Source organism: Crenobacter luteus, assembly GCF_004345725.1.
Taxonomy (GTDB): Bacteria; Pseudomonadota; Gammaproteobacteria; order Burkholderiales; family Chromobacteriaceae; genus Crenobacter; species Crenobacter luteus.
Genome location: NZ_SLXG01000002.1, coordinates 75,252 through 100,231 on the forward strand (window position 1 = coordinate 75,252; position 24,980 = coordinate 100,231).

At 69.8% G+C, this 24,980-nt stretch carries 22 protein-coding genes; 9 read left to right on the top strand and 13 right to left on the bottom strand.

Going from position 1 to position 24,980, the window contains the following annotated elements:
• Window positions 1-17: 17 nt before the first annotated feature.
• The 3 genes from EV683_RS01885 to EV683_RS01895 form a co-directional block, all read right to left on the bottom strand.
• Window positions 18-2,054: a prolyl oligopeptidase family serine peptidase gene (locus tag EV683_RS01885; RefSeq protein WP_131861569.1), complete on the bottom strand. Its 2,037-nt coding sequence runs from the start codon at window positions 2,052-2,054 to the stop codon at window positions 18-20.
• Window positions 2,055-2,142: 88 nt separating this feature from the next.
• Window positions 2,143-3,171: a low-specificity L-threonine aldolase gene (ltaE, locus tag EV683_RS01890; protein ID WP_131861571.1), complete on the bottom strand. Its 1,029-nt coding sequence runs from the start codon at window positions 3,169-3,171 to the stop codon at window positions 2,143-2,145.
• Between the two features lie 133 nt (window positions 3,172-3,304).
• Window positions 3,305-3,532: a hypothetical protein gene (locus tag EV683_RS01895; RefSeq protein ID WP_066610150.1), complete on the bottom strand. Its 228-nt coding sequence runs from the start codon at window positions 3,530-3,532 to the stop codon at window positions 3,305-3,307.
• A gap of 238 nt (window positions 3,533-3,770) precedes the next feature.
• Between EV683_RS01895 and EV683_RS01900 the strand changes: the two genes are divergently transcribed.
• Window positions 3,771-4,556: a tRNA threonylcarbamoyladenosine dehydratase gene (locus tag EV683_RS01900; RefSeq protein WP_131861573.1), complete on the top strand. Its 786-nt coding sequence runs from the start codon at window positions 3,771-3,773 to the stop codon at window positions 4,554-4,556.
• Here the strand turns inward: EV683_RS01900 and EV683_RS01905 are convergent.
• Window positions 4,519-5,271 carry a substrate-binding periplasmic protein gene (locus EV683_RS01905; RefSeq protein WP_131861575.1) on the bottom strand — a complete coding sequence of 251 codons (753 nt, stop codon included), beginning with the start codon at window positions 5,269-5,271 and terminating at the stop codon, window positions 4,519-4,521. The two genes, EV683_RS01900 and EV683_RS01905, sit on opposite strands and share 38 nt — an antisense overlap.
• 102 nt (window positions 5,272-5,373) lie before the next feature.
• On the opposite strand from EV683_RS01905, the gene EV683_RS01910 reads away from it, so the two are divergent.
• Both EV683_RS01910 and EV683_RS01915 read left to right on the top strand, forming a co-directional pair.
• Entirely contained in the window at window positions 5,374-6,168 is a 795-nt protein-coding gene (locus EV683_RS01910; protein ID WP_131861577.1) for a CbbQ/NirQ/NorQ/GpvN family protein, read from the top strand.
• A gap of 10 nt (window positions 6,169-6,178) precedes the next feature.
• A complete protein-coding gene (locus EV683_RS01915; RefSeq protein WP_131861579.1) occupies window positions 6,179-7,915 on the top strand; it encodes a nitric oxide reductase activation protein NorD in 1,737 nt (578 codons plus the stop codon).
• 68 nt (window positions 7,916-7,983) lie between these two features.
• On the opposite strand, the gene EV683_RS01920 is transcribed toward EV683_RS01915, so the two are convergent.
• From EV683_RS01920 to EV683_RS01940, 5 genes are all read right to left on the bottom strand, one after another.
• Window positions 7,984-8,394 (bottom strand): hypothetical protein, encoded by a 411-nt coding sequence (locus tag EV683_RS01920; RefSeq protein ID WP_131861581.1) that lies wholly within the window; start codon window positions 8,392-8,394, stop codon window positions 7,984-7,986.
• A 353-nt stretch (window positions 8,395-8,747) separates the two neighbouring features.
• Window positions 8,748-10,007, bottom strand: coding sequence for a glutamate-5-semialdehyde dehydrogenase (locus EV683_RS01925; protein ID WP_131861583.1), 1,260 nt, complete (start codon window positions 10,005-10,007; stop codon window positions 8,748-8,750).
• A gap of 85 nt (window positions 10,008-10,092) precedes the next feature.
• The gene (locus EV683_RS01930; protein ID WP_066610169.1) at window positions 10,093-10,479 is read right to left on the bottom strand and encodes a DUF1987 domain-containing protein; all 387 of its coding nucleotides are present in this window, start codon (window positions 10,477-10,479) and stop codon (window positions 10,093-10,095) included.
• A 2-nt stretch (window positions 10,480-10,481) separates the two neighbouring features.
• The gene (locus tag EV683_RS01935; RefSeq protein WP_131861584.1) at window positions 10,482-11,036 is read right to left on the bottom strand and encodes a SiaB family protein kinase; all 555 of its coding nucleotides are present in this window, start codon (window positions 11,034-11,036) and stop codon (window positions 10,482-10,484) included.
• A 24-nt stretch (window positions 11,037-11,060) separates the two neighbouring features.
• Complete coding sequence (locus EV683_RS01940) at window positions 11,061-12,299, bottom strand: PP2C family protein-serine/threonine phosphatase (RefSeq protein WP_066610173.1); 1,239 nt, start codon at window positions 12,297-12,299, stop codon at window positions 11,061-11,063.
• A 178-nt stretch (window positions 12,300-12,477) separates the two neighbouring features.
• On the opposite strand from EV683_RS01940, the gene EV683_RS01945 reads away from it, so the two are divergent.
• On the top strand, window positions 12,478-13,269 hold the full coding sequence (locus EV683_RS01945; RefSeq protein WP_131861586.1) for a type 2 periplasmic-binding domain-containing protein: 792 nt from the start codon (window positions 12,478-12,480) through the stop codon (window positions 13,267-13,269).
• 13 nt (window positions 13,270-13,282) lie between these two features.
• On the opposite strand, the gene EV683_RS01950 is transcribed toward EV683_RS01945, so the two are convergent.
• Window positions 13,283-14,566, bottom strand: a complete 1,284-nt coding sequence (locus EV683_RS01950) for a DUF3422 family protein (RefSeq protein WP_131861588.1) — start codon at window positions 14,564-14,566, stop codon at window positions 13,283-13,285.
• A 226-nt stretch (window positions 14,567-14,792) separates the two neighbouring features.
• Here EV683_RS01950 and EV683_RS01955 point away from each other — a divergent pair, with 226 nt between their 5' ends.
• The 5 genes from EV683_RS01955 (at window position 14,793) to EV683_RS14660 (ending at window position 20,331) form a co-directional block, all read left to right on the top strand.
• On the top strand, window positions 14,793-15,788 hold the full coding sequence (locus EV683_RS01955) for a sulfate ABC transporter substrate-binding protein (RefSeq protein WP_131861590.1): 996 nt from the start codon (window positions 14,793-14,795) through the stop codon (window positions 15,786-15,788).
• Between the two features lie 3 nt (window positions 15,789-15,791).
• Complete coding sequence (gene cysT / locus EV683_RS01960; protein ID WP_131861592.1) at window positions 15,792-16,631, top strand: sulfate ABC transporter permease subunit CysT; 840 nt, start codon at window positions 15,792-15,794, stop codon at window positions 16,629-16,631.
• Between the two features lie 9 nt (window positions 16,632-16,640).
• A complete protein-coding gene (cysW, locus tag EV683_RS01965; RefSeq protein ID WP_131861594.1) occupies window positions 16,641-17,519 on the top strand; it encodes a sulfate ABC transporter permease subunit CysW in 879 nt (292 codons plus the stop codon).
• Window positions 17,520-17,536: 17 nt separating this feature from the next.
• Window positions 17,537-18,601 (top strand): sulfate/molybdate ABC transporter ATP-binding protein, encoded by a 1,065-nt coding sequence (locus EV683_RS01970; RefSeq protein WP_131861596.1) that lies wholly within the window; start codon window positions 17,537-17,539, stop codon window positions 18,599-18,601.
• Window positions 18,602-19,008: 407 nt separating this feature from the next.
• Entirely contained in the window at window positions 19,009-20,331 is a 1,323-nt protein-coding gene (locus tag EV683_RS14660) for a methyl-accepting chemotaxis protein (protein WP_131861598.1), read from the top strand.
• An 11-nt stretch (window positions 20,332-20,342) separates the two neighbouring features.
• Here EV683_RS14660 and EV683_RS01980 read toward each other — a convergent pair whose 3' ends face one another.
• The 3 genes from EV683_RS01980 to EV683_RS01990 all read right to left on the bottom strand — a co-directional run bounded on the left by EV683_RS01980 (window position 20,343) and on the right by EV683_RS01990 (window position 24,980).
• Window positions 20,343-21,032: an EAL domain-containing protein gene (locus EV683_RS01980; protein ID WP_131861600.1), complete on the bottom strand. Its 690-nt coding sequence runs from the start codon at window positions 21,030-21,032 to the stop codon at window positions 20,343-20,345.
• 245 nt (window positions 21,033-21,277) lie between these two features.
• Window positions 21,278-23,221, bottom strand: a complete 1,944-nt coding sequence (locus EV683_RS01985) for a B12-binding domain-containing radical SAM protein (RefSeq protein ID WP_131861601.1) — start codon at window positions 23,219-23,221, stop codon at window positions 21,278-21,280.
• 31 nt (window positions 23,222-23,252) lie between these two features.
• Window positions 23,253-24,980 carry a response regulator gene (locus tag EV683_RS01990; protein WP_131861602.1) on the bottom strand — a complete coding sequence of 576 codons (1,728 nt, stop codon included), beginning with the start codon at window positions 24,978-24,980 and terminating at the stop codon, window positions 23,253-23,255.

The following is a 24,980-nucleotide window of genomic DNA, read 5'->3' on the forward strand; positions in this document are numbered from 1 at the left end:
TTTTTTGCGTCGGCGTTTCAGCACGGGTCGACCAGCCGCTGGTACAGGTAGACCAGCACGCGCGCCAGCTCCTCGGCGGTCTGCGCCTGGTCGGTGTTGCCGCTGTGGCCGCCGCCGTCGGTCTCGAAAAAGAGCGCGTCCTGGCCGTGCGCCAGCAGCTTGGCCGCCATCTTGCGCGCGTGGCCCGGGTGGACGCGGTCGTCGCGCGCGCTGGTGGTGAACAGCACGCTCGGGTAGGCGACGCCGGCCGCGACGCGCTGGTACGGCGAGTAGGCCGCCAGCGCCGCCGCGTCGCGCTCGTCGTCGGGGTCGCCGTACTCGTCGATCCAGCTCGCGCCGGCCAACAGTTCCGTGTAGCGCAGCATGTCCAACAGCGGCACCTCGCACACCACCGCGCCGAACAGCTCGGGGCGCGCGACCATCGCCGCGCCGACCAAGAGCCCGCCGTTGCTGCCGCCCTCGATCGCGAGCTTGTCCGGCCGCGTCAGCCCGGATGCGACGAGGTCCTCGGCGACGGCGACGAAGTCGGCGAAGCTGACCGGCTTGTTCGCGCCTTGCGCCGCCTGGTGCCAGGCCGGGCCGAACTCGCCGCCGCCGCGGATGCAGGCGATGGCGAAGGCGCCGCCCTTCTCGAGCCAGTGCGGGCCGAAGTTGTCGACGTAGTGCGGCAGCATCGGCACCTCGAAGCCGCCGTAGCCGTACAGGAGCGTCGGCGTCGAGCCGTCGAAGGGCGCGTCGCGGCGGCGCACGACGAAGTAGGGGATGAGCTCGCCGTCGGGCGCGGTCGCCTGCCGCTGCTCGGCGACGTAGGGCGAGGCGTCGAAGGCCGCCGGCTGCTGGCGCAGGCATTCGGGCGCGCCGTCGGGCAGCGTCACGCGGTAGAGCCCGGCCGGCGTCAGGTGGTCGCTGAAGCTGTAGCTCAGCACGTCGGTCTGCCACGGCTGGTCGACGAACTCGATCACGCCGGTCTCGGGCGTCGCCAGCTCGAAGCGGCGCCAGCCGGCGTCGCCCGGCTCGAAGGCGACGAGACGGCTTTGCACATTGTCGAGCAGGTTGACGACGACGAAGCGGCGCGTGGTCTCGACCGCGCTGACCGACTGGCGCGCGCCCGGCGTCAACAACGTCTCGATCGGGCCGGCGCCGGCAAGCAGCGTCGCGCGCGGCACGGCGAGCAAGCTGCCGGCGGCGAAGTCGGCGTCGCCCCAGCGCCACGGCTCGGCCAACCTGACGACGAAGGCGTCGGCCAGATACCCTTCGATGTCGGCCCTGGGCGGCAAGGGCAGCGGCGTGAGCGCGTCGTCGGCACCGAGGATGAAGTACTGCTTGCTGTAGAAGCCGTCGCTCGCCTCGACGATGTCGATGGGCGCGACGCCGTCGCCGAGGAAGCGCCAGGCGATCGCCATCATCGCGTCCTCGGGCAGTTGCAGCACGCGGCGCGCGGCGCTCCACGGCTCGCCGCGCCGGACCAGCCACACCTCGCGCGGGTAGCCGGCGCGGGTCAGCTGCTCGTCGGACCAGGCCGGGCAGACGAAGGCCTCGTCGAGCGTGCGCCAGGTGACGTGGTTCTTGCCCTCGGGGAAGGCGAAGCCGCCGTCGACGAAGGCGCGTTGGCCGAGGTGGTACTCGCGGCTGACGGTGGCGTCCTGCCCGCCGCGCGTCAGGTGCACGAGGCAGTGTTCGGGCGACTGCGTGTAGTGCGACACGCCGTCGAGGTACCAGTCCTCGCCCTCGGCGAAGGCCAAGGCGTCGATATCGAGCACGATCTGCCAGTCCGGGTCGTTGCGCCGGTAATGCTCGAGCGTGGTGCGCCGGTAGACGCCGCGCGGGTGCTCGGCGTCCTGGTGGAAGTTGTACAGCCAGCCCTGGTATTCGGTGAAGAAGGGGATCTGGCGGGTGTCGCGCAGCGTCGCGAGCACCGCGTCGCGCACGGGCGCGAAGCGCGGGTCGGCGTCGAGGCGGGCGCGGGTGCGCGCGTTCTGCCCTGCGACCCAGGCGGCGGCGTGCTCGCCGTCGAGGTCTTCGAGCCACAGATAGGGGTCGTGATGGTCGCTCATCGCGTGGGGGCGGGGAAATCGTAAAGGCGAGAGACTAAGCGATCGCGCCGCGTCCGGCCAGCGCGGCGGCGGCCGGACGCGGCGGGCTTCAGCCTGCTAGGAAGGCGCGCATCGCCGCGAGCGTGCGCTCGACGGCCGCGTCGTCGACCTGCCAGTGCGTCGCCAAACGCATCAGGCCGTCCTCGGGCGGGTTGGCCTTGATGCCCTTCTCCAGCAGGTAGGCGGTCAGCGCCGCGCCGTCGACGCCGTCGGGCAGGCGGAACCAGACGAGGTTGATGTGCACCGCGTCGAGGTCGACCGCGACGCCCGGCAGCGCGGCGAGCCCCGCGGCGAGCGTCCTGGCGCGCGCGTGGTCCTCGGCCAACCTTGCGCTCATCTCGTTCAGCGCGATCAGCCCCGGCGCGGCCAGCACGCCGGCCTGGCGCATGCCGCCGCCGAGCAGTTTCCGGTTGCGGCGCGCGCGCGCGACGAAGTCGGCGCTGCCCGCGACGAGCGAGCCGACCGGCGCCGCCAGCCCTTTCGAGAGGCAGATCATCACCGTGTCGGCGTGTTGCGCGATGTCGCGCGCGTCGACCTTCAGGTGCGTCGCCGCGTTGAAGAGCCGCGCGCCGTCCAGGTGCACCGGCACGCCGTGTTCGCGCGCCAGCGCGGCGGTTTCCGCCATCACCGACAGCGGGATCACGCGGCCGTTCGAGTGCGCGTTCTCGACGCAGATCAGGCCGGTGCGCGGCCAGTGGATGTCCTCGCCGACGCGGATGCGGCGGCGGATCGCGTCGGGCGGCATCACGCCGCGGTCCGATTCGACGGTGCGCAGTTGCACGCCGGCGATCAGCGCCGCGCCGCCGGTCTCGTGCCAGACGATGTGGCAGTCGTCGCCGAGGATCACCTCGTCGCCGCGCTGGCAGTGGGTCAGCAGCGCGAGCTGGTTGCCGAAGTTGCCGGAGGGCACGAACAGCGCCGCCTCCTTGCCGAGCCGCTCGGCGGCGGCCGCTTCGAGCGCCTTGACGGTCGGGTCGTCGCCGTACACGTCGTCGCCGACTTCTGCGTCCATCATCGCGCGGCGCATCGCCGGCGTCGGTTGGGTCACGGTGTCGCTTCTGAGGTCTGTCCAGCTCATCGCTTGTCCTTGTCGCGGGCCTGCAAACGGACGATGGCGACCCGCGGGGTCGCCATCGAAGGGGGATCGGGTCGGTCGCCCGATTGTGCCAGCCCGCGCGGGGCGGCGTCAGCGTTTCATCGGGCTACGACGCCTACTGCAGGCGGTAGGATTGCTTGATTTCGGCGACGCGGCGCTGGGCCAGCGCCACGGCGCTGTCGGTCATCGAGATGTCGGCGCCGCATTTGCAGCGCATCGGGCTGCCCGGTTGCAGCGATTTGAGGTGATGACGGGTTTCGTGCCCGCACTCGGTGCAGGCGATGACGACGGTGGCGTTGTAGTGCTTGTCCAGGTCGATATCGAATTGCGGCGTCGGCTTCATCGGTGGAATTCCTTGACTTCGACGTTGGTAAGGAAGGCTGAACCCCAGCGGCGCGGCGCGCCCCGGGGCTCTTTCTGAGCATAGGCCCGCGGGGGGGAAAGGCCAAGCGCGCGGCATGTTGCGGCGCGGGATTTTGCCTTGCGGATCAGTCGCTTGCCGCGTCGCCGTCGCGGCCGTCTGGCCTTGTGCGGCGCGATTCGCTATGCTTCGCCGCTGCCCTTCCGTCTGGAGTTTCCCCATGTCCCAAGCCGACCTCGAACGCCGCTTCGGCGGCATCGCCCGTCTGTACGGCGAAGAGGCGCTGGCGCGCTTCGCCGCCGCGCACGTGTGCGTGATCGGCGTCGGCGGCGTCGGCTCGTGGGCGGTCGAGGCGCTGGCCAGGAGCGGGATCGGCGCGCTGACGTTGATCGATCTGGACAACATCGCCGAATCGAACGTCAACCGCCAGCTGCCGGCGCTCGACCCCTATTTCGGCATGGCCAAGGTGGCCGCCTTGGCCGAGCGGGTGCGCGCGATCAACCCGGCGTGCGTCGTCACCGAGGTCGAGGACTTCGTCGACGAGGACAATCTGGAAGCGCTGCTGGGGCGCGGCTACGACTTCGTGTTCGACGCGATCGACAGCCTGAAGGTCAAGACCGCGATCGCCGCCTGGTGCGTCAAGCGCCGTCAGCCCTTCATCGTGTCCGGCGGCGCCGGCGGGCAGATGAACCCGGGGCTGATCCGCGTCGGCGACCTGTCCGGGACCACCAACGACCCCTTGCTGTCCAAGCTGCGCTACAACCTCAGGCGCCGTTACGGCCTGCCGCGCGAGGGCCGGATGCGCGTGCCCTGCGTCTATTCGACCGAGCCGCTGACTTACCCGCAGGCCGCTGCCTGCGACGTCGACACCGCGCACGGCGCCGCGCCGCAGGGGCTGTCGTGCGCCGGCTTCGGCGCCAGCATGGTCGTCACCGCCACTTTCGGCCTGTTCGCCGTCGCCGAGGCGCTCAAGGCGATCGCGGCGGCGAAGCCGAAGGCGCGCTAGGCGCGCGCTCGCCGTCGGCGAGCCTGGCCAGCGCGGCGTCCAGCCGCGCGAGCGTCTCGGCCGGCACGCGCCGGCTGCACCACAGGTGGCGCGTCTCGCCGGCCGGCATGTCCGGCGGCGTCGCCACCCTGACCCCGTCCTGCCGCATCGCTCCGGCCTCCTCGGCGCTGACGAAGGTATAGCTCGCGCGGCCGGCGGCGATCATCCTCACCATCGCGGCGATGGGCTCGCTGGTCGCGATCTCGCGCGGCCTGTTCGCCGCCAGCATCGCGTCGAGCGCGTTGCCGTAGGAGAAGCGCTCGCGGCGCAGGAAGACCCAGTCGCGCTCGGCCAACAGCCGCGCCAGCGTCGCCGAGCCGTGGACGGGCTGGGTCGCGTCGACGACGACGACCTGCGGCCGGTCGCGGTACAGCGGCGCGCTGAAGCGGCCGACGCGCTCGCGCTCGGGCGTGCGGAACCAGCCGACGCCGCAGTCCATCGCCTTGTCCGCCTCGATCTTGGCCAGTTGCCGGTTCGACGGCGTCGTCTGCCAGCGGTGCGCGACGCCGGCGACGACGAGCGCGCGTCTGAGCGGCTCGATCACGAGGCCGGTCGGCAGGCCGTCGGGGCGCGTGTAGTAGAACGGCGGGCGCTCGAAGTAGTGCAAGGTCAGCGGCTCGGCGGCGGCCGGCTGCGCGACGAGCGCGGCGGCGAAAAGCAGGGTCTGGTGCGGCATGCGGGCATTTTATGTCGAATGGATTTGTCGCGTCGCGGCAGCCTTGCGCGGTGCGACACTCTACAATAGCGGCCAGACGATAAAAACCACGGAGACAACACCATGACCGCCCCCGAGCGCGAACTGCCCTTCTACCAGCCCGTCGGCGACGAATGCGAACTGTTCGAGGCCGCCTGGCGCCAGCAGCTGCCGGTGCTGATCAAGGGCCCGACCGGCTGCGGCAAGACCCGCTTCGTCGCGCACATGGCCGCCAGGCTCAATCTGCCGCTGATCACCGTGTCCTGCCACGACGACCTGACCGCCGCCGACCTGGTCGGCCGCCACCTGATCGGCGACGGCGCGACCTACTGGGTCGACGGCCCGCTGACGCGCGCGGTGCGCGAGGGCGGCATCTGCTACCTCGACGAGGTGGTCGAGGCCCGCAAGGACACCACCGTCGTGCTGCACCCGGTGACCGACGACCGCCGCGTGCTGCCGATCGAGCGCACCGGCGAAACCTTGATTGCTCCCAAAAACTTCATGCTGGTCGTCTCGTACAACCCGGGCTACCAGCACGTGCTCAAATCGCTCAAGCCGTCGACGCGCCAGCGCTTCGTCGCGCTGGCCTTCGACTTCCCGCGCCCCGAGGTCGAGACCGCGGTCTTGAAACAGGAGTCCGGCCTCGACGACGCGCGCATCGCGCAGCTCGTTACGCTCGCGGGGCAATTGCGCCGGCTGGCCGGCTACGACCTCGAGGAGGGCGTCAGCACGCGCCTTCTGGTGTACGCGGCCAAGCTGATGGCCGCCGGCATGGCGCCGCGCCGCGCCTGCCGCACCGCGCTGGTCGAGCCCTTGAGCGACGACACCGACACCGTCGCCGCGCTCGCGGCCATCGTCGACGCGCAGTTCGCCGCGTAAGGGGCGCGCGATGAACGCCTACCCGGTGCACCCGGACGCGGCGGTGCCCCTCGCGGCGATGGAAACGCTGCTGCCGGTGCTGTTCCGCGCGCTCGGCGGCGACCCGGCGCTGAAACTGAAGCCCGCCGGCGGCCACGGCGCGCACGCCTGGCAGGACGAGGCGACGCTCTACCTGCCCGAATCGATCGCGCTGTTCGACACCGCCGAACTCAACCGCCGGCTCTACCTGTGGCTGGCCGCGCTGTCGGCCGAGCCGGTCGACGAGACGCTCGACTGGCTGAACCGCAACCGCGTCGCCGCCGCCGCGTGCCTGGCGCGCCAGCCGGGGCTCGCCGCCGAGTACCGATCGCTCGTCGAAGCCTTCCTTGCGCTGCGCCCCGAGCCGGACAGCCTTCCCGACGAACAAAGGTTGGCCGAGCTCGCCGTGCGCGCCGCGCTGACCGATCCGGCACGCGAACAGCCGGCCTCGGCCAACCTTGCCGGCCTCGCGCCGGTACCCTTGTGGCTGCACCCGAACCCGCCGCGCCCGCAGGCCAAGCCCGACGCCGGCGCGAACAAGCAAGCGGGCTCGGCCGCGCCGACCGAGACGCCGGATAACGGCCCGCGCGCCAAGCAGGGCGACAAGCAGGCCGGCGAGGAGAAGAAGGTCGCGCTGACCGACTTCAAGTTCGAGGCCAAGCCGCGCTGGGAGGACTACCTCAGCGACCACCGCGACAACCAGGGCGGCGGCGAGGGCGGCCAGGGCGACGAGGAGAAGGGCCCGCGCGCGACCGGCGCGATCGACGGCGACGACGCGCCGCCGGCCACCAGCGGCATGACCTACGGCTTCGCCTGGCACACCGAGAACGACGACACGCCGCTCGGCCCCGGCATCAAGCTGCCCGAGTGGGACTGCCGCAAGAACGCGCTGGTGCCGGACTATTGCCTCCTGAAGCCGATGCTGCCGGCGGGCGCCAGCCGACAGCCGTTGCCCGACCGGCTCAAAAGCCTCGCGCGCCACATCCAGCGCCAGTTCCAGGCGCTGACGCCCGAACGCAGCCGCAAGAGCGGCGAGTTCAACGGCCCGGACATCGACCTCGACCGCGTGATCCGCTTCTTCGTCGAGCGGCACAGCGGCCACGCGATCGGCGAGCCGGGGCTCTACCAGGCGTGGCCGCAGAAGGAGCGCAGTCTCGCCTGCCTCTTGCTCGCCGACCTGTCGCTGTCGACCGAGAACCGCCTGCCGTCCGGGCACAAGATCATCGACGTGATCCGCGACAGCCTCGCGCTGTTCGCCGAGGCGCTGACCGCCAGCGGCGACCGCTTCGGCCTGTACGGCTTCTCGTCGATCCAGCGCGACGAGGTGCGTTTTTTGGTGCTCAAGGACTTCTCCGAGCGCTACGACGACGAAACGCGCGGCCGCGTGCTGGCGCTCCGGCCCGGCTACTACACGCGCATGGGCGCGGCGATCCGCCAGGCCAGCGCGGTGATCGCCGAGCAGCCGGCCGAGCGGCGCTTGCTCCTGATCGTGTCCGACGGCAAGCCCAGCGACCTCGACCACTACGACGGTCGCTACGCGGTCGAGGACACGCGCGAGTCGGTGCGCGAGGCGCGCGCGCTCGGCGTGACGCCGTTCTGCGTGACGGTCGATCAGGAGGCGAGCGCGTATCTTCCGCACATCTTCGGCAGCAACGGCTTCGTCGTCGTGCAGCAGGCCGAGACCTTGCCGCAGGTCCTCACCAGGCTTTACGCGCAGATGACGCGCTGATCGGCGCCGATCAACGCCAAACCGCCGCGCCGGAAGCGTCCGGGCGGCGGTTTTTTCTTGCTGGGCGTTCAGCCGGCGCAGCGGCGTACCAGCGCGCGCCACTGCGCCGAGACGACCATGCCGTTTTCGTACAGCCTCACCTGCGAGCCGTTGGCGCGCGCGGCGACGTCGACGGTCAGGCCGGTGCGCCCGGTCGCCGGGTTGGCGAGCATCACCACGCGGCCGCCGCCCGCTTGCGAGCGCAGCGCGAGGTAGTCGTCGGGGATCTTCAAGCGCCGCACGCCGTCGACGACGCAGTCGGCGACCGCCTGCGGCGCGCGGGCGCTGGCGACGTCGACCAGCACCCGGCCGGCGCGCACGGCTTCGACGCGCGGCGTGTCGCGCCCGCCGCGCGGCGCGCCGCCGGCGCAGGCGGCGAGGGCGAGGACGGCGGCGACCGCGTACGCGCGGCGGCGCGTCGGGCGGAGCATGGGGGGCATGGCGGCACTCCTCGGAAAACGAACGGCACCCGCCTTGGGTCGGCCGGATGCCGTCGGGGTTCCGCCGCGGTGGCGGCAAGGCGTTAGCGGATGTTAAGCCCGTCGTGCGGTCGGGAGGCCATGATCGGGAGCGCGCGCAGGCGGCCGCGCTAGCGGGGGCACGGCGGCGTTCGGCGCGCCGGCCGGGCGTTTGATGTCCGCACTTCACACCGTAGACGAAGTCGCTCCGCTTGTCCTGCCTCCCCGGGGCGGGCAAGGGGCGGCTGGCCGCGGCGGTGCGGGCCGTCGCGGCCGCGCGGGCGTGAAAAAAGCGGGCGCCAGGCCCGCTTTGTCGGTGTCGAAGGTGCGAGCGCTTACTGGCGGATCTGGCCGTCGCCGAGCACCACCCACTTCTGGCTGGTCAGGCCCTCGAGGCCGACCGGGCCGCGCGCGTGGATCTTGTCGGTCGAGATGCCGATCTCGGCGCCCAGGCCGTACTCGAAGCCGTCGGCGAAGCGGGTGCTGGCGTTGACCATCACGCTGGCCGAGTCGACCTCGCGCAGGAAGCGGCGCGCGCGGCCGTAGTCCTCGGTGACGACCGCGTCGGTGTGGTGGCTGCCGTGCGCGTTGATGTGCTCGATCGCTTCGTCGAGGTCGCGGACCACCTTGACCGCCAGAATCGGCGCGAGGTACTCGGTTTCCCAGTCCTCGGCCGTCGCCGGCACCACCTTGTCGCCGAGGATGGCGCGCGTGCGGTCGCAGCCGCGCAACTCGACGCCCTTCTCCCAGTAGGCCTCGGCCAACCTCGGCAGGATGAATTCGGCGAACGCCTCGTGCACCAGGAGGCTTTCCATCGTGTTGCAGGTGCCGTAGCGGTGCGTCTTGGCGTTGATCGCGATATTGAACGCCTTGTCCGGGTTGGCGGTGTCGTCGATGTAGACGTGGCAGTTGCCGTGCAGGTGCTTGATCACCGGCACGCGCGCCTCGCGGCTGATGCGCTCGATCAACCCCTTGCCGCCGCGCGGCACGATCACGTCGACGTAGTCGGGCATGGTGACCAGTTCGGTCACCGCCGCGCGGTCGGTGGTCTCGAGGATCTGCACCACGCCGGCCGGCAGGCCGGCGACGGCGAGGCCCTCGTGCACGCAGGCGGCGATCGCCTGGTTGCTGTGGAAGGCTTCCGAGCCGCCGCGCAGGATCGCGGCGTTGCCCGATTTCAGGCACAGGCCGGCGGCGTCGGCGGTCACGTTCGGGCGCGACTCGTAGATGATGCCGACCACGCCGAGCGGCACGCGCATCTTGCCGAGCTGGATGCCGGACGGGCGGAAGGTGAAGTCGTCCATCTCGCCGACCGGGTCGGGCAGCGCGGCGATCTGCCTGAGGCCCTCGGCCATCGAGCGCACGGTGGCCTCGGTGATCGCGAGCCGGTCGACCAGCGCGGCCTCGAGGCCGGCCTTCTCGGCGGCGGCGAGATCCTGCATGTTGGCGGTGACGAGCTTCTCGTGGTCGCGTTCGAGCGCGTCGGCGATCGCCAGCAGCGCGCGGTTCTTCTGGTTGGTGTCGGCGCGGGCGATCGCGCGGCTGGCGGCGCGGGCTGCTCGGCCGACCTGTTGCATGTAGTCGTGGACGTTCATGGCGGGCTCTGGCGTGTCTTTATCGGATCGGAAAAGCTTATCCGATGCGGCGCGGCCCGCCAAGGCCGGCCCGACCGCGCCCGCCTCAGGCGACCAGCGCGTGCGCGACGAAGTCGAGCGCCGGGTAGTCGTCGGCGATTTCCTCGCCGAACTCGAGGATGGTGTCGTCGTCCTCGTCGTAGTGCCAGTTCAGCGTCACGTAGTTGCCCTTGACCGCGGCGTCGTTGAACAGCTCGAACAGGCTCATCAACAGCTTGGTGCTCGAGCTGTTGAAGTAGGCCAGCTGCACGTCGACGACGATGCGCGCGTGGTCGAGGCCGGCCAGGTAGCGCGCGGTCATCTCGAGCAGCGGGCCGTAGAAGGCCTGCGCGTTCTCCGGGTAGCTCTCGCCCTTGAGGCTCAAGCTGTGGGTATCGAAGCGGAAGTCGACTTCCGGCGTGGCCGCGGTCGCGGCGAGGTAGACGTTCTGCATGGTCAGATGGAGGCTTTCAGATAAAACAGGGTGGTGGTCGAGCCCTCGTCCGGCTCGTCGACGAAGTCGAATTCGATCGGCTCGCACGCGTCGCGCGCGACGGTCAAAAAGCCCAGGCCGGCGCCCTTGCTGCCGGCTTCGCCGTCGGCGCGCAGCTTTTCCTTGTACAGCGCCTTGATGTCGGCGTTGGTCATGCTGCGCAGCGGCTCGAGCTTTTCCTTCATGCGCGCCACCTTGTCGTTCTCGACCGGGTTGGCGCACACGACGTAGAAGTGGCCGTCGCGTTCGCCGACCCACAGCGCGCCGCGGCGAATCTCGCCGTCGTCGGCTTCGGTCAGCGGGTCGGCCGAGTAGTGGACGACGTTCTGCGCCATCTCCATGAACACCGAGAACAGCTTGCGGCGGGTGACGTTGGCGGCGTCGGAGCGGTCGAGCCGCCGGCGCAGCGCGTCGCCCATCGCGGTGACCATCGCCTGCGAGAAGTAGCCGGTGTAGTAGAAGACGACGTTTTCCTCGCGCGCGAGGTCCTGGAAGCGGTGAAAGGCGATCAGGCCCATGATGGTGGTCCGTGTCAAAAGGGGTCAGGGCAGGCGCACGCCGAACAGGCTGACGTCGTCGCGGCGGGCGTTCTCGCCCTGCCACGCGTGGAAGACGTCCAAGAGGCGGCCGCGCTGCTCGGTCATCGGCTGCTGGCGGTACTTGAGCAGCGCTTCCTTGAAGCGCTTCTTGCCGAAGCAGATGCGCTTGGGGCCGCCGATCTGGTCGATGATGCCGTCGGTGCTGATGTAGAGCTGGGCGCCGGGCGCCAGCGTCACGCGGCGGTTCTCCCATTGGTAGTCGAGCGGGGTCGACACGTAGCCGACGCCCTTCTTGTTGCCGTCGTGCACGGCGACCTCGTCGCTGCCCGGCTCGATGACGAAGATCGGCGTCTTGGCGCCGGCGTAGGTCAGCGTGCGCGTCGCCTTGTCGTACCAGCAGAACGCGCAGTCCATGCCGTCGTCGGAACGGATCTCGACGTTGTCGTCGTGCTCGAGCTCGTCGCGCGACAGTTGGCCGAGCGACTCCTTGACCTGGCGGTTGATCGCGCCAAGCAGCGCGGCCGGGTCGTGCAGGTCGCGCGTGGTCAGCACCTGCTTCAGGGCCGACGCCATGATCAGCGTCATGAAGGCGCCGGGCACGCCGTGGCCGGTGCAGTCGATCACCGCGACGAAGAAGCCGTCGTCGCGCCTGACGAAGTAGTAGTAGTCGCCGCCGACCACGTCGCGCGGCTCCCAGGCCATGAAGTAGTCGGTCAGCGCGGCGGCCATGTCGCGGCGCGAGCTTTGCAGGAAGGACTGCTGGATGACCGACGCGTAGTGGATGCTGTCCATCATCTGGCGGTGCTTCTCGGCCTGCTGGTCGGCCAGCGCCTGCATCAGCGACACGCCCTGGCCGAGGCCGGCGTAGTCGCCGTCGACGGTGACGAGAAAGCCGTCCGACAGCACCGACTCGCCGGCCGACAGCGCCTGGAACGACAACTCGGTCAGCGGCGTGTGGTAGTCGACCACCAGCGGAGCGGCGTTCATGAACGCGGTGCACGGCTTGCGGCCGAAGATTTCGCGGTGGAAGGGCCGCGCGATCGTGCTCATGAAGGTGTTGCGGTTGATGATGCCGACCGGGCGCTTGTCGTCGACGACCGGCAGGTTGCTCAACGATGCGTCGGCCGAGAACAGCTCGAGCACCTGGTAGTTGCTGTGCGCGGGCGACACGGTGGGCGGGCTTTGCAGCAGATCGCCGGCCACGTGCGCGGCGGCGCGGGGTTCTGGGGTATCCAGCGGCATGGGACTTCACTCCGTCAAGGTTGGGGCGGAGTGTAAGAAGGGTGCGTGTCAAAACCATGACACGATGATGACGTACGGATTAAAATCCCCCGCACATCGTCTGGGGCCGGGCCAAACGGCGGCTCCCGGCGGCGGACAAGGCGGCGCTTTTCCGGACGCCGCAAGCGAGGGAAATCCGATGCCTGCCATCGTCGTGGCGCTCTGGCTGCTCATGCTCGCCTGCCTGCCCGCGTCGGCGCTGGCCGAGGCGCAGCGCGTGCGCGTGCTGAGCTACTACAACTTCCTGCCCTGGAACGACCACGACCGCGCCGGCCTCACCCCGGCGCTGGCGCGGCGGCTGACCGAGCTGTCCGCCGGTCGCTACCGTTTCGTCCCGCAGCTGCTGCCGCGGCGGCGCTTCGACCAGGAGCTGGCGAGCAGCCGCGAGCCGCTGGTGGTGGCCTGGGCCAACCCCGGCTTTCTCGACGACGCGCAGCGGCGCCGCTACCTGTGGAGCCCGCCGCTGCTGAAGGACGTGTCGCTGCTGGTGTCGCGCCGCGAGCGGCCGGTGGACTTCAGCGGCGTCGAGTCGCTCGCCGGGCTGCGCTTTTCCGCCGTGTCCGGCCACCGCTACCCTGACCTCGAGCCGCTGATCGCGGCCGGCCGGCTCGCGCGGGTCGACGCCCCCGACGCGCGGCTGGCGCTGATGAAGCTGCTGTTCAGGCCCGACAGCGACTTCGCGTTCGCCGAGCTCAGCCTGCTCGGCTATCTGCGCCGCGACCCGTCCTTTCCCATCGATCAACTCCACCTGTCGGCGCGGCCGCGCCTGACGAGCCTGACCCGCCACCTGATGGTCCGCCGCCGCGACGCGGCGCTGTTCGCCGAGCTGGACGCGCTGCTGCGCCGGCTGGACTGCGACAGCCGGTGGCAGGCCACGCTGCGCGAATACGGTCAGGAGAAGCTGCGCGTCGCCTGCGCGCCGGCGCCCTAGGCGGCGCGCGGCCTCAGTGGCCGAGCGCGCGCTTGACGCGGTTGACGCCGAACCAGACCAGCGCCGCGACCGGTACGACGGCCAGGCCGGTCGCCAGTTCGGCGTTCACGTGCAGGCCGGCGGCCTTGGCGGCCTTGAAGAGGTAGCCCAGCAGGCCGACCGCGTAGTAGGTCAGCACGCCGACCGACAGCCCTTCCACCGTTTCCTGCAGCCGCAGCTGCAGCTCGGCGCGCTTGTCCATGCTCGCCAGCAGCGCGCGGTTCTGTTGTTCGTGCAACACCTCGACGCGGGTGCGCAACAGCGCGGTGGTGCGCTGCACGCGCGCGACCAGCCGGTCCTGACGGCCGACCACCGTCTCGCAGGTCGCCATCGCCGGCGCCAGGCGCCGCTCGAGGAACTCGCGGAACGGCTGCAGGCCGGTCAGCCGCCGCTCGCGCAACTCCAGCGCGCGCTGCGTCACCAGCTGGTAGTAGGCGCGGCTGGCCGAGAAGCGGTACTGGTGCTCGCCGACCATGCGCTCGGCGCGCGTCGCCAGCTCGGTCAGCTCGGTCAACAGCGTCGCGTCCTGGCGCTCTTCCTCCAGCATGCCCTCGGTCACGTCGCGCAGCTTCTGGCCGAGCCGGTTGATCTCGCCCATCTGCTGCTTGGCGATCGGCAGCGCCAGCAGCGCCAGCATCCGGTAGGTCTCGATCTCGAACAGGCGCTGCAGCATGCGGCCGCTCTGGTTCGGCCCCATCGCGCGGTCGACGACCACGTAGCGCGAGAAGCCCTCGGCCAGGTGCGGGTCGGGGTGCAGGCGCAAGTCGGTGTAGGCGACGCCGTTGCCATCGGCGATCTCGCCGCCGATCAGCTCGCGGCCGGCGAACCAGCGCCGCGCGATCTCCTGCACCGGCTTTTCCTCGCCGGCCGGCAGCAGCACCGCGTGGATCGCGACCATCAGCGCGCCGGGCAGGCTGGCCAGCCAGTCGTCGGGCAGGCGGTCGAGCGCGGTGCGGTCGAACGGGTCCGGGCAGGCGCCCGGCAGGATGAATACATAGTGGGCGAACTCGGTGTGCAGCGACCAGCGCAAGCCAAGTTCGCCGGCGACGCCGCTGTAGTTGCCCGCGTCCGGCGCCGGCGCCGGCAGGCCGAGGCGGCGCGCCAGCTCGGCGAGCGCCTCGCGCTGGCCGGCGTCGTTCTTCTCGAACAGCAGCGTCAGCGAGGTCAGGCGCGCGGGCGACGGCACGGCGACCGGCGGGCGCGCGTGCGCCTCGTCGTTCAGCGGCCGCCGCAGCGGGTGGACGGTCAGTTGGGTCATGGATCTTCCTCGGAGCGCAAAAGACGTTGGCCGAGGCTCCGCGCGCGCGGGGGCTCGGCCAACGGCTCTGGCCGGGCGTCAGCATACACGATGCGCCGCTCAGGGCCGACCCTTGCTTTTATATATCAAAAACAAATAACAAATAAATAAAACATTATTTTTGGTTCTATGTTGGTGGCGGATAAGCTGAAAGACGTCAACCCGAAGTCATTCCGAGGCCATCCGCATGAAACTCCGCCCCCTGCTGTTCGCGCCGCTGCTGGCGCTCGCCGGTACCGCCGCGCACGCCGACGTCACGCTGCTCAACGTCTCCTACGACGTGATGCGCGACTTCTACAAGGACTACAACCCGCTGTTCCAGCAAGCCTACCAGGCCAAAACCGGCGAGCGCGTCACCGTACAGCAGTCGCACGGCGGCTCGTCGAAGCAGGCGCTGTCGGTGGTCGGCGGCCTCGCCGCCGACGTGATCACGATGAACCAGGCGACCGACATCGACCTGTTGGCCGACAAGGGCCTGCTGCCGGCGAACTGGGCCCGCCGGCTGCCGAACGACAGCGTGCCGTTCAACTCGATCACCGTGTTCCTCGTCAGGAAGGGCAACCCGAAGGCGATCCGCGACTGGAACGACCTCGTCCGCCCCGGCGTGCAGGTGATCGTGCCCAACCCTAAGACCTCGGGCAACGGCCGCTACACCTATCTGGCGGCCTGGGGCCAGGCGCTCAGGCAGCCGGGCGGCAGCGAGGCCAAGGCGCGCGACTTCGTTTCCCGGCTGTTCCGGAACGTGCCGGTGCTCGACAGCGGCGGCCGCGCGGCGACGACGACCTTCATCCAGCGCCAGGTCGGCGACGTGCTGGTCACCTTCGAGAACGAGGCCGAGATGGTCGCGCGCGAGTTCGGTCGCGGCGGCTTCGACGTCGTCTACCCGAAGCTGTCGGTGCTGGCCGAGAACCCGGTCGCGCTGGTCGACAAGGTGGTCGACAAGAAGGGCACGCGCCAGGCGGCCGACGCCTACCTGCGCCAGCTGTGGAGCGTCGAGGGCCAGACCGTCGCCGCGCAGAACTACCTGCGCCCGCAGCACCCGCAGGTCGCCGCCCGCTACGCCGCGCAGTTCCCGCCGGTCAAGACCTTCCGCGTCGCCGAGGTGTTCGGCAGCTGGCGCGCGGCGATGAAGACGCACTTCGCCGACGGCGGCGTGTTCGACCAGATCTACGCGAAGAAATAAGCGATGAAGCTGCTTAACCGACAACACAGCGTGCTGCCGGGCTTCGGCCTGTCGTTCGGCCTCACGCTGTTCTGGCTGCTCCTGATCGTGCTGTTGCCGTTCGCAGCGCTGGTGCTCAAGACCGCCGACATGGGCTGGGCCGCCTTCGTCGACACGGTGAGCGCCGAGCGCGTGGTCGCGTCGCTGAAGCTGTCGTTCGGCGCGGCCGGCGTCGCCGCGGCGATCAATATCGTGATGGGCTTTCTGCTCGCCTGGGTGCTGGTGCGCTACCCGTTTCCGGGCAAGCGCCTCGTCGACGCGCTGGTCGATCTGCCGTTCGCGCTGCCGACCGCGGTGGCCGGCATCGCGCTGACCACGCTGTACGCGCCGAACGGCTGGCTCGGCCAACATCTGGTGCCGCTCGGGCTCAAGGTCGCGTTCACGCCGCTGGGCATCGTCGTCGCGCTGACCTTCGTCAGCCTGCCCTTCGTCGTGCGCACCGTGCAGCCGGTGCTCGAGGACCTCGAGAAGGAACTCGAGGAAGCGGCGAGCTGCCTCGGCGCCTCGCGCTTTCAGATCTTCCGCCGCGTGATCTTCCCGGCGACGGTGCCGGCCTTGATCACCGGCGGCGCGATGGCCTTCGCGCGCGCCACCGGCGAGTTCGGCTCGGTGATCTTCATCGCCGGCAACATCCCGCTGGTGTCCGAGATCGCGCCGCTGATCATCATCTCCAAGCTCGACCAGTACGACTACCTGGGCGCCACCGCGGTCGCCGTGGTGATGCTGGCGCTGTCGTTCGTGCTGCTGTTCGCCATCAACGCCATCCAGTGGTGGGCGTCGCGCCGCCACGGCGGCAAACGTTAAGGAGCGGCCATGTCCGATGTTTCTTCCCGCGCGACCGCCGAGGCTGCCTGGGTGCGCGTCGCCTTGACGACGCTCGCGCTCGCCTTCGTCGCGCTGTTTCTGCTTGTGCCGCTCGCCGCGGTGTTCTGGGAGGCCTTTTCCAAGGGCTGGCAGCTCTACGTCGATTCGCTGACCGAGCCGGAAGCGTGGTCGGCGATCAAGCTGACGCTGTTGACCGCCGCCTTCGCGGTGCCGCTCAACCTGGTGTTCGGTGTCGCCGCGGCGTGGGCGATCGCGCGCTTCGAGTTCCGCGGCAAGAGCTTCCTCGTCACGCTGATCGACCTGCCGTTCTCGGTGTCGCCGGTGGTCGCCGGCCTGATGTACATGCTCTTGTTCGGCGCGCAGGGCTGGCTCGGCCCGTGGTTGGCCGAGCACGACGTCAAGATCGTGTTCGCCGTGCCGGGCATCGTGCTGGCCACCGTGTTCGTCACCTTCCCCTTCGTCGCGCGCGAGCTGATCCCGCTGATGCAGGCGCAAGGCGCCGACGAGGAACAGGCGGCGATGGTGCTCGGCGCCTCTGGCTGGCAGACCTTCTGGCGCGTGACGCTGCCCAACGTCAAGTGGGGCCTCTTGTACGGCGTGATACTGACCAACGCGCGCGCGATGGGCGAATTCGGCGCGGTGAGCGTGGTGTCCGGCCACATCCGCGGCGAGACCAACACCATCCCGCTGCACGTCGAGATCCTCTACAACGAGTACAACTTCGTCGGCGCCTTCGCCTGCGCCTCGCTGCTGGCCTTCCTCGCCTTGCTGACGCTGGTGGTCAAGAGCCTCGTCGAATGGAAGATCGCGCGCGCGCAGGCCGCGTCGCTGAACCGGACCCGCGAGGCGCGCCTCGCGTCCGCGTAACTCAAACGGGTGAATCCATGAGCATCGAAATCCGCAACATCCACAAGCGTTTCGGCGACTTCACCGCGCTCGACAACGTCAACCTCACCGTCGAGTCCGGCGAACTCGTGGCCCTGCTCGGCCCGTCCGGCTGCGGCAAGACCACGCTGTTGCGCATCATCGCCGGGCTGGAGACGCCCGATGCGGGCCGCGTGCTGTTCGGGGGCGAGGACGCGACGCACACCCACGTGTCCGAGCGCCAGGTCGGCTTCGTGTTCCAGCACTACGCGCTGTTCCGCCACATGACCGTGTTCGACAACGTCGCCTTCGGCTTGTCGGTGCGGCCGCGCAAGGTGCGCCCGAGCAAGGAAGAGATCCGCGACAAGGTGATGAAGCTCCTCAAGCTCGTCCAGCTCGACTGGCTCGCCGACGCCTACCCGGGCCAGCTGTCCGGCGGCCAGCGCCAGCGCATCGCGCTCGCCCGCAGCCTCGCGGTCGAACCGAAGGTGCTGCTGCTCGACGAGCCGTTCGGCGCGCTCGACGCCAAGGTCAGGAAGGACCTCAGGCGCTGGCTGCGCGAGCTGCACGACGAGATCCACGTCACCAGCGTGTTCGTCACCCACGACCAGGAGGAGGCGCTCGAGGTGTCCGACCGCGTGGTGGTGATGGACCACGGCCGCATCGAGCAGGTCGGCGCGCCCGACGATATCTACGAGCACCCGGCCAGCCCCTTCGTCACCCAGTTCCTCGGCGACGTGAACCTGTTCCACGGCCGCGTCGACGGTGCGCACCTGACCATCGGCGACTACGCGCACCCGCTTGCCGCGCCGCCGGGCGAGGGCCAGGCGCTCGCCTACGTGCGGCCGCACGATCTGATCGTCAGCCGCGCGGCCGACGACGCGCTCGCGTCGGGCACCGTCGAGCACATCCACGCGGTCGGCCCGCTGGTGCGCATCGAGGTCGCCACCGGCGACGGCCAGACGCTCGAGGCGGTGCTCGCCAAGGAGGTCTTCCGCGAGCTCGCCATCCTGCCGGGCGAGTCGGTTTTCCTCAAACCGCGCAAGGTGTCGGTCTTCCTCGCCGACGGCGACTATTCGATCTGAGCGGCGCGACGGAAAAAGGCTCGGCCAACCTTCGGAGGTTGGCCGAGCCTTTTTGGTTTTCGGCTTTCAGCGGCCGGCTCAGGTCGCCCGCCGCGCTGCGGAAGGCGTGCCGGGCATCCTCCTTTCATGACGCGTGCTGTTTACGACCGTGCTGGCGCCGCTGCCGTGCGAGCTCGGCTGCCTTGTCCCGGTTTCGGTCGACCCCTTGTGCGACTTTTTGTATAGTACAAAATGCGTGTCGAGTTGTCCGACGGCCTGTCCTTCCCCTTGTCGTCACGTCCGAACCGGCGTCGATCCGTGTCAGCGAGAAATCGAGCCGGCACTTTATGTTGAATGAATTTCCATTCGTGGCGGGGGCATAGACGTCCGCTCACGAAAGGGCGAACAGATCATCGGAGGCAAGAGCAATGTTCGGTTATTCCATCGTCAACACGGCCGAGATCGAGGCCGGGCGCGAAGAGGCTCGCCGGCTGCAGCAGCTGTTTCGCGGGCTCGACGCCACCACGGCGCTGGTCGAGTTTTCTGCCGACGGCACCATCCTCAAGGCCAACCCGCTCTTTTGCCAGACGATGGGCTATCGTGCCGACGAGCTCAAGGGCGTCCATCATCGCGTGTTCTGCCCTCCCGAGGTGGCGAACGGCGCGGAATACCAGGCGTTCTGGCGCCGGCTCAAGAGCGGCGAATCGTTCAGCGGCAAGTTCCGGCGCCTGACGCGGGAAGGGCGGCCGATCTGGCTGGAGGCGACCTATTTCCCGGTGCTCGGCAAGGCCGGCGAGGTGGTGAAGGTGGTGAAGATCGCCAGCGACATCACCGGGCGGGTCGAGGAAGCCGATCGGACCCGCCGCCTGCTGCTGGCGCTCGACCGCTCGATGGCGGTGATCGAGTTCGACCGCAACGGCACGATCCTGAGCGCCAACGACAACTTCCTCACGCTGATGGGCTACCGGCTGGACGAGCTGGTCGGCACACCGCACCGGGCGCTGTGCAAGCCCGACTACGCCGCCAGCCCCGCCTACCGGCAATTCTGGGACAGCCTGCAGCGCGGCGAGTATTTCGGCGGGCAGTGCGAGCGGGCGGCGCGCGATGGCCGCACCGTGTGGCTGGAAGCGACCTACAACCCGATCCGCGACGAGGACGGCGAGTTGACCCGGGTGTACAAGTTCGCCACCGACGTGACCGCGACGGTCGAGCGCCACCGCGCGGAGCGCGAGGCGGCGCACGCCGCCTGCGAGATTTCGCGGGGGTCCGAAAAGCTGTCGGGCGAGGGCGAACGGGTGATCCTCGAGGCGATCGCCAAGATGGACGCGCTGACCGCGAAGGTACGCGCCGCGTCCACCCAGGTGCGCCAGCTGGGGGAGCAGGCCAACGGCATCACGTCCATCGTCAACACCATCAAGGACATCGCCGATCAGACCAACCTGTTGGCGCTGAACGCGGCGATCGAGGCCGCGCGCGCGGGCAGCGCGGGCCGCGGCTTCGCGGTCGTGGCCGACGAGGTGCGCAAGTTGGCCGAGCGCACCACGAAGTCGACGGTCGAGATCGCGGACATGATCGAGGCCATCCGCGCCGAGACCTTGTCCGTGATCGACGGCATGGCGGGCAGCCTCGCCGAGGTCGACGAGGGAACCCGCCTGGCCAACCAGGCGGGGCAGGCCATCGGCGAGATCCGGCTGGGGGCGCAGCGGGTGGTCGAGGTGGTCAGCGCGCTCTCGTCGCAGCTCACGCGCTGACGCCGGCGGCTTTACGCCGGCGCCTGCCAGGCCACGGGCGGCAGCTGTTCGAAGCCCGGCTTGGCGAAAAGGTAGCCCTGAAAGAGCCGGACGCCGAAATCCTGCAGCGCGGCGAGTTCGTCCGGGTGTTCGATGCCCTCGGCGATGACGTCGATGCCGAGCGACTGGCAGACGCCGAGAATGCCCTTCACGATCGCCTGGCGCACCGGCTCGACGTGGATGTCGCGGATCAGCGCCATGTCGAGCTTGATGATGTCGGGCTGGAATTCGGCCAGCAGGTTGAGTCCGGAATAACCCGCGCCGAAATCGTCGATCGCCGTCTTGAAGCCCTGGCGCTTGTATTCGTTGATGATGCTCTTGAGGTGGTCCTTGTCGACCAGCTGTTCGTTTTCGGTGATCTCGAAAATCAGCCTTTCGGTCGGGAAGTCGAACCGTTCGGCCGCCTCCAGCGTGGCGCGGATGCAGGTTGCCGCGTGGTAGACCGCGTTGGGCAGGAAGTTGATGCTGACATGGCAGGGAATGGCGAGCCGGGCGGCCAGTTCGACTGCCGCCACCCGGCACGACTGGTCGAAGCGGTAGCGGTTGTTTTCGTTGACCTGGGACAGCACCGCCCCGGCGCCGCTGCCGTCGCGCCCGCGCACCAGCGCTTCGTAGGCGAACACGCGCTGCGCGCGCGCATCGACGATGGGCTGAAAGGCCATGGTGAAGTCGAAGTCGAGCGGGGGGCTTTCCCGACAAGCGTGGCAGGCTGGCGTTTTCGAGGTTTTAGGCATGGGGGCAGGACGTTGTTGTGTTCGCTTGCATGGTACGCCGCCGGCTTGTCGTCAGGCAAAGCAGGCCGGCCCCGTTTCCTGCCGTCGCCCGGTGCTGCCTGGCACGAGCCTGTCGAAGCGCGCCCGCGCTGCTCGCGGGCCTCGCCGGGGGAAAAGGTTGGCCGAGCGCCGCGTTAGCCGCGGCGGCCCCGGTCGGCGCCGGACAGCGCGCGGGCGATGAAGTGGCGCGGCACGCGCGAGCGCGGCACGCGGTGCTCGAACCAGGCGCGTACGTCCTCGTCGAGCCCGATGCCGTGCATGTAGTTGTACAGCGCCTTGTTCAGCGCGCGGCCGAGCGCGTCGTGGTCGACGCCGGTCGGGTCGATGAAGCCGATGTCGTTCTTGGCGAAGGCGCCCGGCGGCGGCGGGATCAGCTCGACGCCGTACTCCTCGGGGTTCTTGCCGACCGGCGAGTGCACGGTGCACGAGAAGCGGTGGAAGAAGCCCGACTGGATGCAGCCGTTGTCGAACAGCTGGCGCACGTATTCGAGCGCGTCGACGGTGTCCTCGACGGTCTGGGTCGGGAAGCCGTACATCAGGTAGGCGTGCACCAGCACGCCGGCTTCGGCGAAGGCGTGCGTGACGCGCGCGACCTGCTCGACCGACACGCCCTTCTTCATCAGCTTCAACAGCCTATCGGACGCGACCTCCAGCCCGCCCGAGATCGCGATGCAGCCCGACTCGGCCAACAGCTGGCACAGCTCGGGCGTGAACGACTTCTCGAAGCGCACGTTGCCCCACCACGAGATCGACACGCCGCGGCGCAGCAGCTCCTCGGCCAGCGCGCGCAGCACCTTGGGCGGCGCCGCCTCGTCGACGAAGTGGAAGCCGGTCTGGCCGGTTTCGGCGACGATGGCCTCGATGCGGTCGACCAGCGTCTCGGCGGTGGCCGCCTCGTAGCGCGAGATGTAGTCGAGGCTGATGTCGCAGAAGCTGCACTTCTTCCAGTAGCAGCCGTGCGCGACGGTCAGCTTGTTCCAGCGCCCGTCGCTCCACAGCCGGTGCATCGGGTTGAGCATGTCCAGGAGCGACAGATACTTGTCAAGCGGCAGCCCGTCCCAGGTCGGCGTGCCGACCTCGCCGAACGGCACGTCGGGTTCGGGGAAGTGCTGGTAGCGCACCCGGCCCTGTTCGTCGCGCACGAAGGTGCGCACCAGGCGCGACGCCGAGCGCTTGCCGGCCAGGTGCTCCAGGAGAGCCAGCAGCGGGCGCTCGCCGGCGTCGAGCGTCACGAAGTCGAAGAAATCGAACACGCGCGGCTCGGCCAACTCGCGAAGTTCGGTGTTCACGTAGCCACCGCCCAAGGCAAGCTTGACGCCCGGGCGCGCGGCGCGGATCGCCTGCGCGATGCGGAACGCGGCGTAGACCGCGCCGGGGAAGGGCACCGACAGCAGCACCAGGTCGGGCGCGTGGCGCTCGAGCGCCGCGAGCGCGAGCCGGACCAGCGTGTCGTCGACGAGGTTGGTCGGCGCGGCGAGCGCGCGCGCCAAGGGGTCGAAGCTCGGCTGGCTCATCGCCAGCGATTCGGCGTAGCGGACGAACTCGAAACGCGGGTCGACCGCGTCGCGCAGCACGTCGGCCAGGTCGTTCAGGTACAGCGTCGCCAGGTGGCGCGCGCGGTCCTGCAGGCCGAGCGCGCCGAAGGCCCACGCCAGCGGGTCGCCGCCGTCCTCGTCGATGTAGACGTCGAGCGAGGCGAAGCGCGCGCCCTCGGGCAGGTAGTTGCGCGAGACGATGCGGTGGGCGAGCGTCGAGTCGCGGCCCTGCAGGAAGGCGACGGTCGGCGCGACCGTTGCCCGGTAGCGCTCGAACTGCTCGACGAAGGCGGCCACGTTGGCGCTGCGCCGGCGCGGCGGCAGCGCGTCGATGCGCTCGCGCACCGCGTCGAGCCCGGCCGGCGAAAACAGTTCGAGCACCAAGGCGAGCGCGAGGTCCTCCTGGCGCGCGTCGACGCCGTGCGAGCGCAGGAAGCCGGTCAGATAGGCGGTGGACGGGTAGGGGGTGTTCAGCTGCGTCATCGGCGGGATGAGCGACAGCACGCGCGTCGTCGCGGGGGCGGGGGTCTGGACGGTGTTCATCTTCGGTGGCGGGCGCCGCGTCGCGGCGCGTTCACAGCGACCATTGCGACATGCCGAGCTTGTCGACGGTCTGTCGCCAGGCCTGCTGCAGTTTCTGGAATTTGGCGTGGGTCGGCACCGTCTTGCGCACCTTGAGCATCAGCTCGTGCGCGCGGCGCATGTGGCTCTCGTGCCAGCCCTGGCGGTGCACCATCGCCAGCGTGGCGTTGACCAGGTTGAGCGTCACCTGGATGTTGTCGGGCATTTCCTCGTGCGCGCGGGCGAAGCGCTCGATCGCCGCCTCGTAGCGGCCGGCCTGCGCCTCCTTGACCGCGGCGTTGTTCAGGTCGACCACGGTCTGCACGTTGGCCGAGATCAGCTCGCGGCCGGCCTCGCCGCGCGAGGTCTCGTCGAACAGCGCGCCGATGCGCGACAGCAGGGCCTCGTCGTCGTGGTGGTTGCGCACCAGCTCGCCCATCACCGCGTCGCCGGCCGCGTCGTCCTTCTGCGCGTAGCAGGCGCGCGCGAAGGCCATCTGCGCGTCGGGCGTCAGCCGCGGCGACAGTAGCTTGTGGCGTTCCTTGGCGGCGGCCAGCAGCTGGCGCGCCTTCTGCGCCTGGCCGCTCTGGGCGTGGATCTGGCTGTCGATCACGTCGGCCATCCATTCGCCGACCTCGTCGTAGCGGTAGTCGCGCCTGAGGCTGGCGAGCGTGCGGCCGGCCTGGGCGGTCTCGCCGCGCGCCAACTGCACGCGCGCGAGGTCGGCGTACAGCGTCGGCTGGCGGTGCCAGGTGTACTTGGCCAAATCGAGCGTGGTCTGGCAGGCGGCCTCGGCGGTCGCCAGGTCGTTGTTGCCGAGCGCGAGCTCGGCGAGCGCCTGCTGGCGGCGGATCACCACCGGCGACAGTTCGGTCGCGGTCTTGAGCACCGCCTGCGCCTCGACCTTGCGGTGGTTCGCGCTGTGCAGCCTGGCGAGCCAGTCGTAGGCTTCCATCACGCGGCCGTTTTCGAGCAGCACCTCCTCGAACAGGCCGCGCGCCTCGTCGTAGGCGCGCAGCCCCGTCAGCGCCTTCGCCAGCCCGAGCTTGGCCCAGCCGACCTCCTTGACCGCGAGCACCTCGCGGTAGAGCGCGCGCGCGGTGTGGAAGTCCTCGATCTTCAGCGCCAGCGAGCCCTTGAGCTTCATGAAGTCGAGCGTGAACTCGCCGCGCTCGGCCAGCATGCGGTTGCAGATCTCGATCGCCGACAGGTAGTCGTGGCGCTGCACCGCCGCGTCGACGACCTTGAACGCCTCGCGGCGGCGCATCGCGCGCTCGAGCCGCTGGCTCAGCAATTCGCCGGTGAAGGGCTTGAGCAGGTAGTCGTCGGGCGCCAGCTCGGCGGCCGAGATCACGCGCTGCGCGCGCCGCTCGCCGGTGACGATCATGAACACGCACGATTGCTTGATCAGGTTGCGCGCCTTGACCTCCTCGAACAGGTAGAGGCCGTCGTAGCCGTTGCCGAGGTCGTAGTCGCACAGCACGACGTCGAAGTCGTACTTGGCGAGCTTGGCGAGCGCGTCCGACGCGCGCCCGGCGTACTCGACCTTGTCGGCGCCGAAGCTGGCCAGCGTCATCGCCAGCGCGCGCTGCATCTCGGGCACGCTGTCGATCACCAGGAACAGCCGGTGGGCGTAAGGGTTGCGCCGGCCGCGTTCGGCGTCCGCGTCCGCTTCGGCGTGGCCGAGCCGGCTGGCGGCGAGCCGGGCCAGCGGGTTGGGAGGGGGGCTCGGTGCGCTCAT

Coding starts and splice junctions, on each gene's coding strand:
- EV683_RS01910 (WP_131861577.1), top strand. CDS start 5,374: ATGACCGCCCCCGAGCGCGAACTGCCCTTCTACCAGCCCGTCGGCGAC.
- EV683_RS01985 (WP_131861601.1), bottom strand. CDS start 23,221: ATGAACACCGTCCAGACCCCCGCCCCCGCGACGACGCGCGTGCTGTCG.
- EV683_RS01950 (WP_131861588.1), bottom strand. CDS start 14,566: ATGACCCAACTGACCGTCCACCCGCTGCGGCGGCCGCTGAACGACGAG.
- ltaE (WP_131861571.1), bottom strand. CDS start 3,171: ATGAGCTGGACAGACCTCAGAAGCGACACCGTGACCCAACCGACGCCG.
- cysT (WP_131861592.1), top strand. CDS start 15,792: ATGAAGCTGCTTAACCGACAACACAGCGTGCTGCCGGGCTTCGGCCTG.
- EV683_RS01885 (WP_131861569.1), bottom strand. CDS start 2,054: ATGAGCGACCATCACGACCCCTATCTGTGGCTCGAAGACCTCGACGGC.
- EV683_RS01990 (WP_131861602.1), bottom strand. CDS start 24,980: ATGAGCGCACCGAGCCCCCCTCCCAACCCGCTGGCCCGGCTCGCCGCC.
- EV683_RS01945 (WP_131861586.1), top strand. CDS start 12,478: ATGCCTGCCATCGTCGTGGCGCTCTGGCTGCTCATGCTCGCCTGCCTG.
- EV683_RS01930 (WP_066610169.1), bottom strand. CDS start 10,479: ATGCAGAACGTCTACCTCGCCGCGACCGCGGCCACGCCGGAAGTCGAC.
- EV683_RS01940 (WP_066610173.1), bottom strand. CDS start 12,299: ATGCCGCTGGATACCCCAGAACCCCGCGCCGCCGCGCACGTGGCCGGC.
- EV683_RS01920 (WP_131861581.1), bottom strand. CDS start 8,394: ATGCCCCCCATGCTCCGCCCGACGCGCCGCCGCGCGTACGCGGTCGCC.
- EV683_RS01970 (WP_131861596.1), top strand. CDS start 17,537: ATGAGCATCGAAATCCGCAACATCCACAAGCGTTTCGGCGACTTCACC.
- EV683_RS01900 (WP_131861573.1), top strand. CDS start 3,771: ATGTCCCAAGCCGACCTCGAACGCCGCTTCGGCGGCATCGCCCGTCTG.
- EV683_RS14660 (WP_131861598.1), top strand. CDS start 19,009: ATGTTCGGTTATTCCATCGTCAACACGGCCGAGATCGAGGCCGGGCGC.
- EV683_RS01905 (WP_131861575.1), bottom strand. CDS start 5,271: ATGCCGCACCAGACCCTGCTTTTCGCCGCCGCGCTCGTCGCGCAGCCG.
- EV683_RS01955 (WP_131861590.1), top strand. CDS start 14,793: ATGAAACTCCGCCCCCTGCTGTTCGCGCCGCTGCTGGCGCTCGCCGGT.
- EV683_RS01980 (WP_131861600.1), bottom strand. CDS start 21,032: ATGGCCTTTCAGCCCATCGTCGATGCGCGCGCGCAGCGCGTGTTCGCC.
- EV683_RS01895 (WP_066610150.1), bottom strand. CDS start 3,532: ATGAAGCCGACGCCGCAATTCGATATCGACCTGGACAAGCACTACAAC.
- EV683_RS01925 (WP_131861583.1), bottom strand. CDS start 10,007: ATGAACGTCCACGACTACATGCAACAGGTCGGCCGAGCAGCCCGCGCC.
- cysW (WP_131861594.1), top strand. CDS start 16,641: ATGTCCGATGTTTCTTCCCGCGCGACCGCCGAGGCTGCCTGGGTGCGC.
- EV683_RS01915 (WP_131861579.1), top strand. CDS start 6,179: ATGAACGCCTACCCGGTGCACCCGGACGCGGCGGTGCCCCTCGCGGCG.
- EV683_RS01935 (WP_131861584.1), bottom strand. CDS start 11,036: ATGGGCCTGATCGCCTTTCACCGCTTCCAGGACCTCGCGCGCGAGGAA.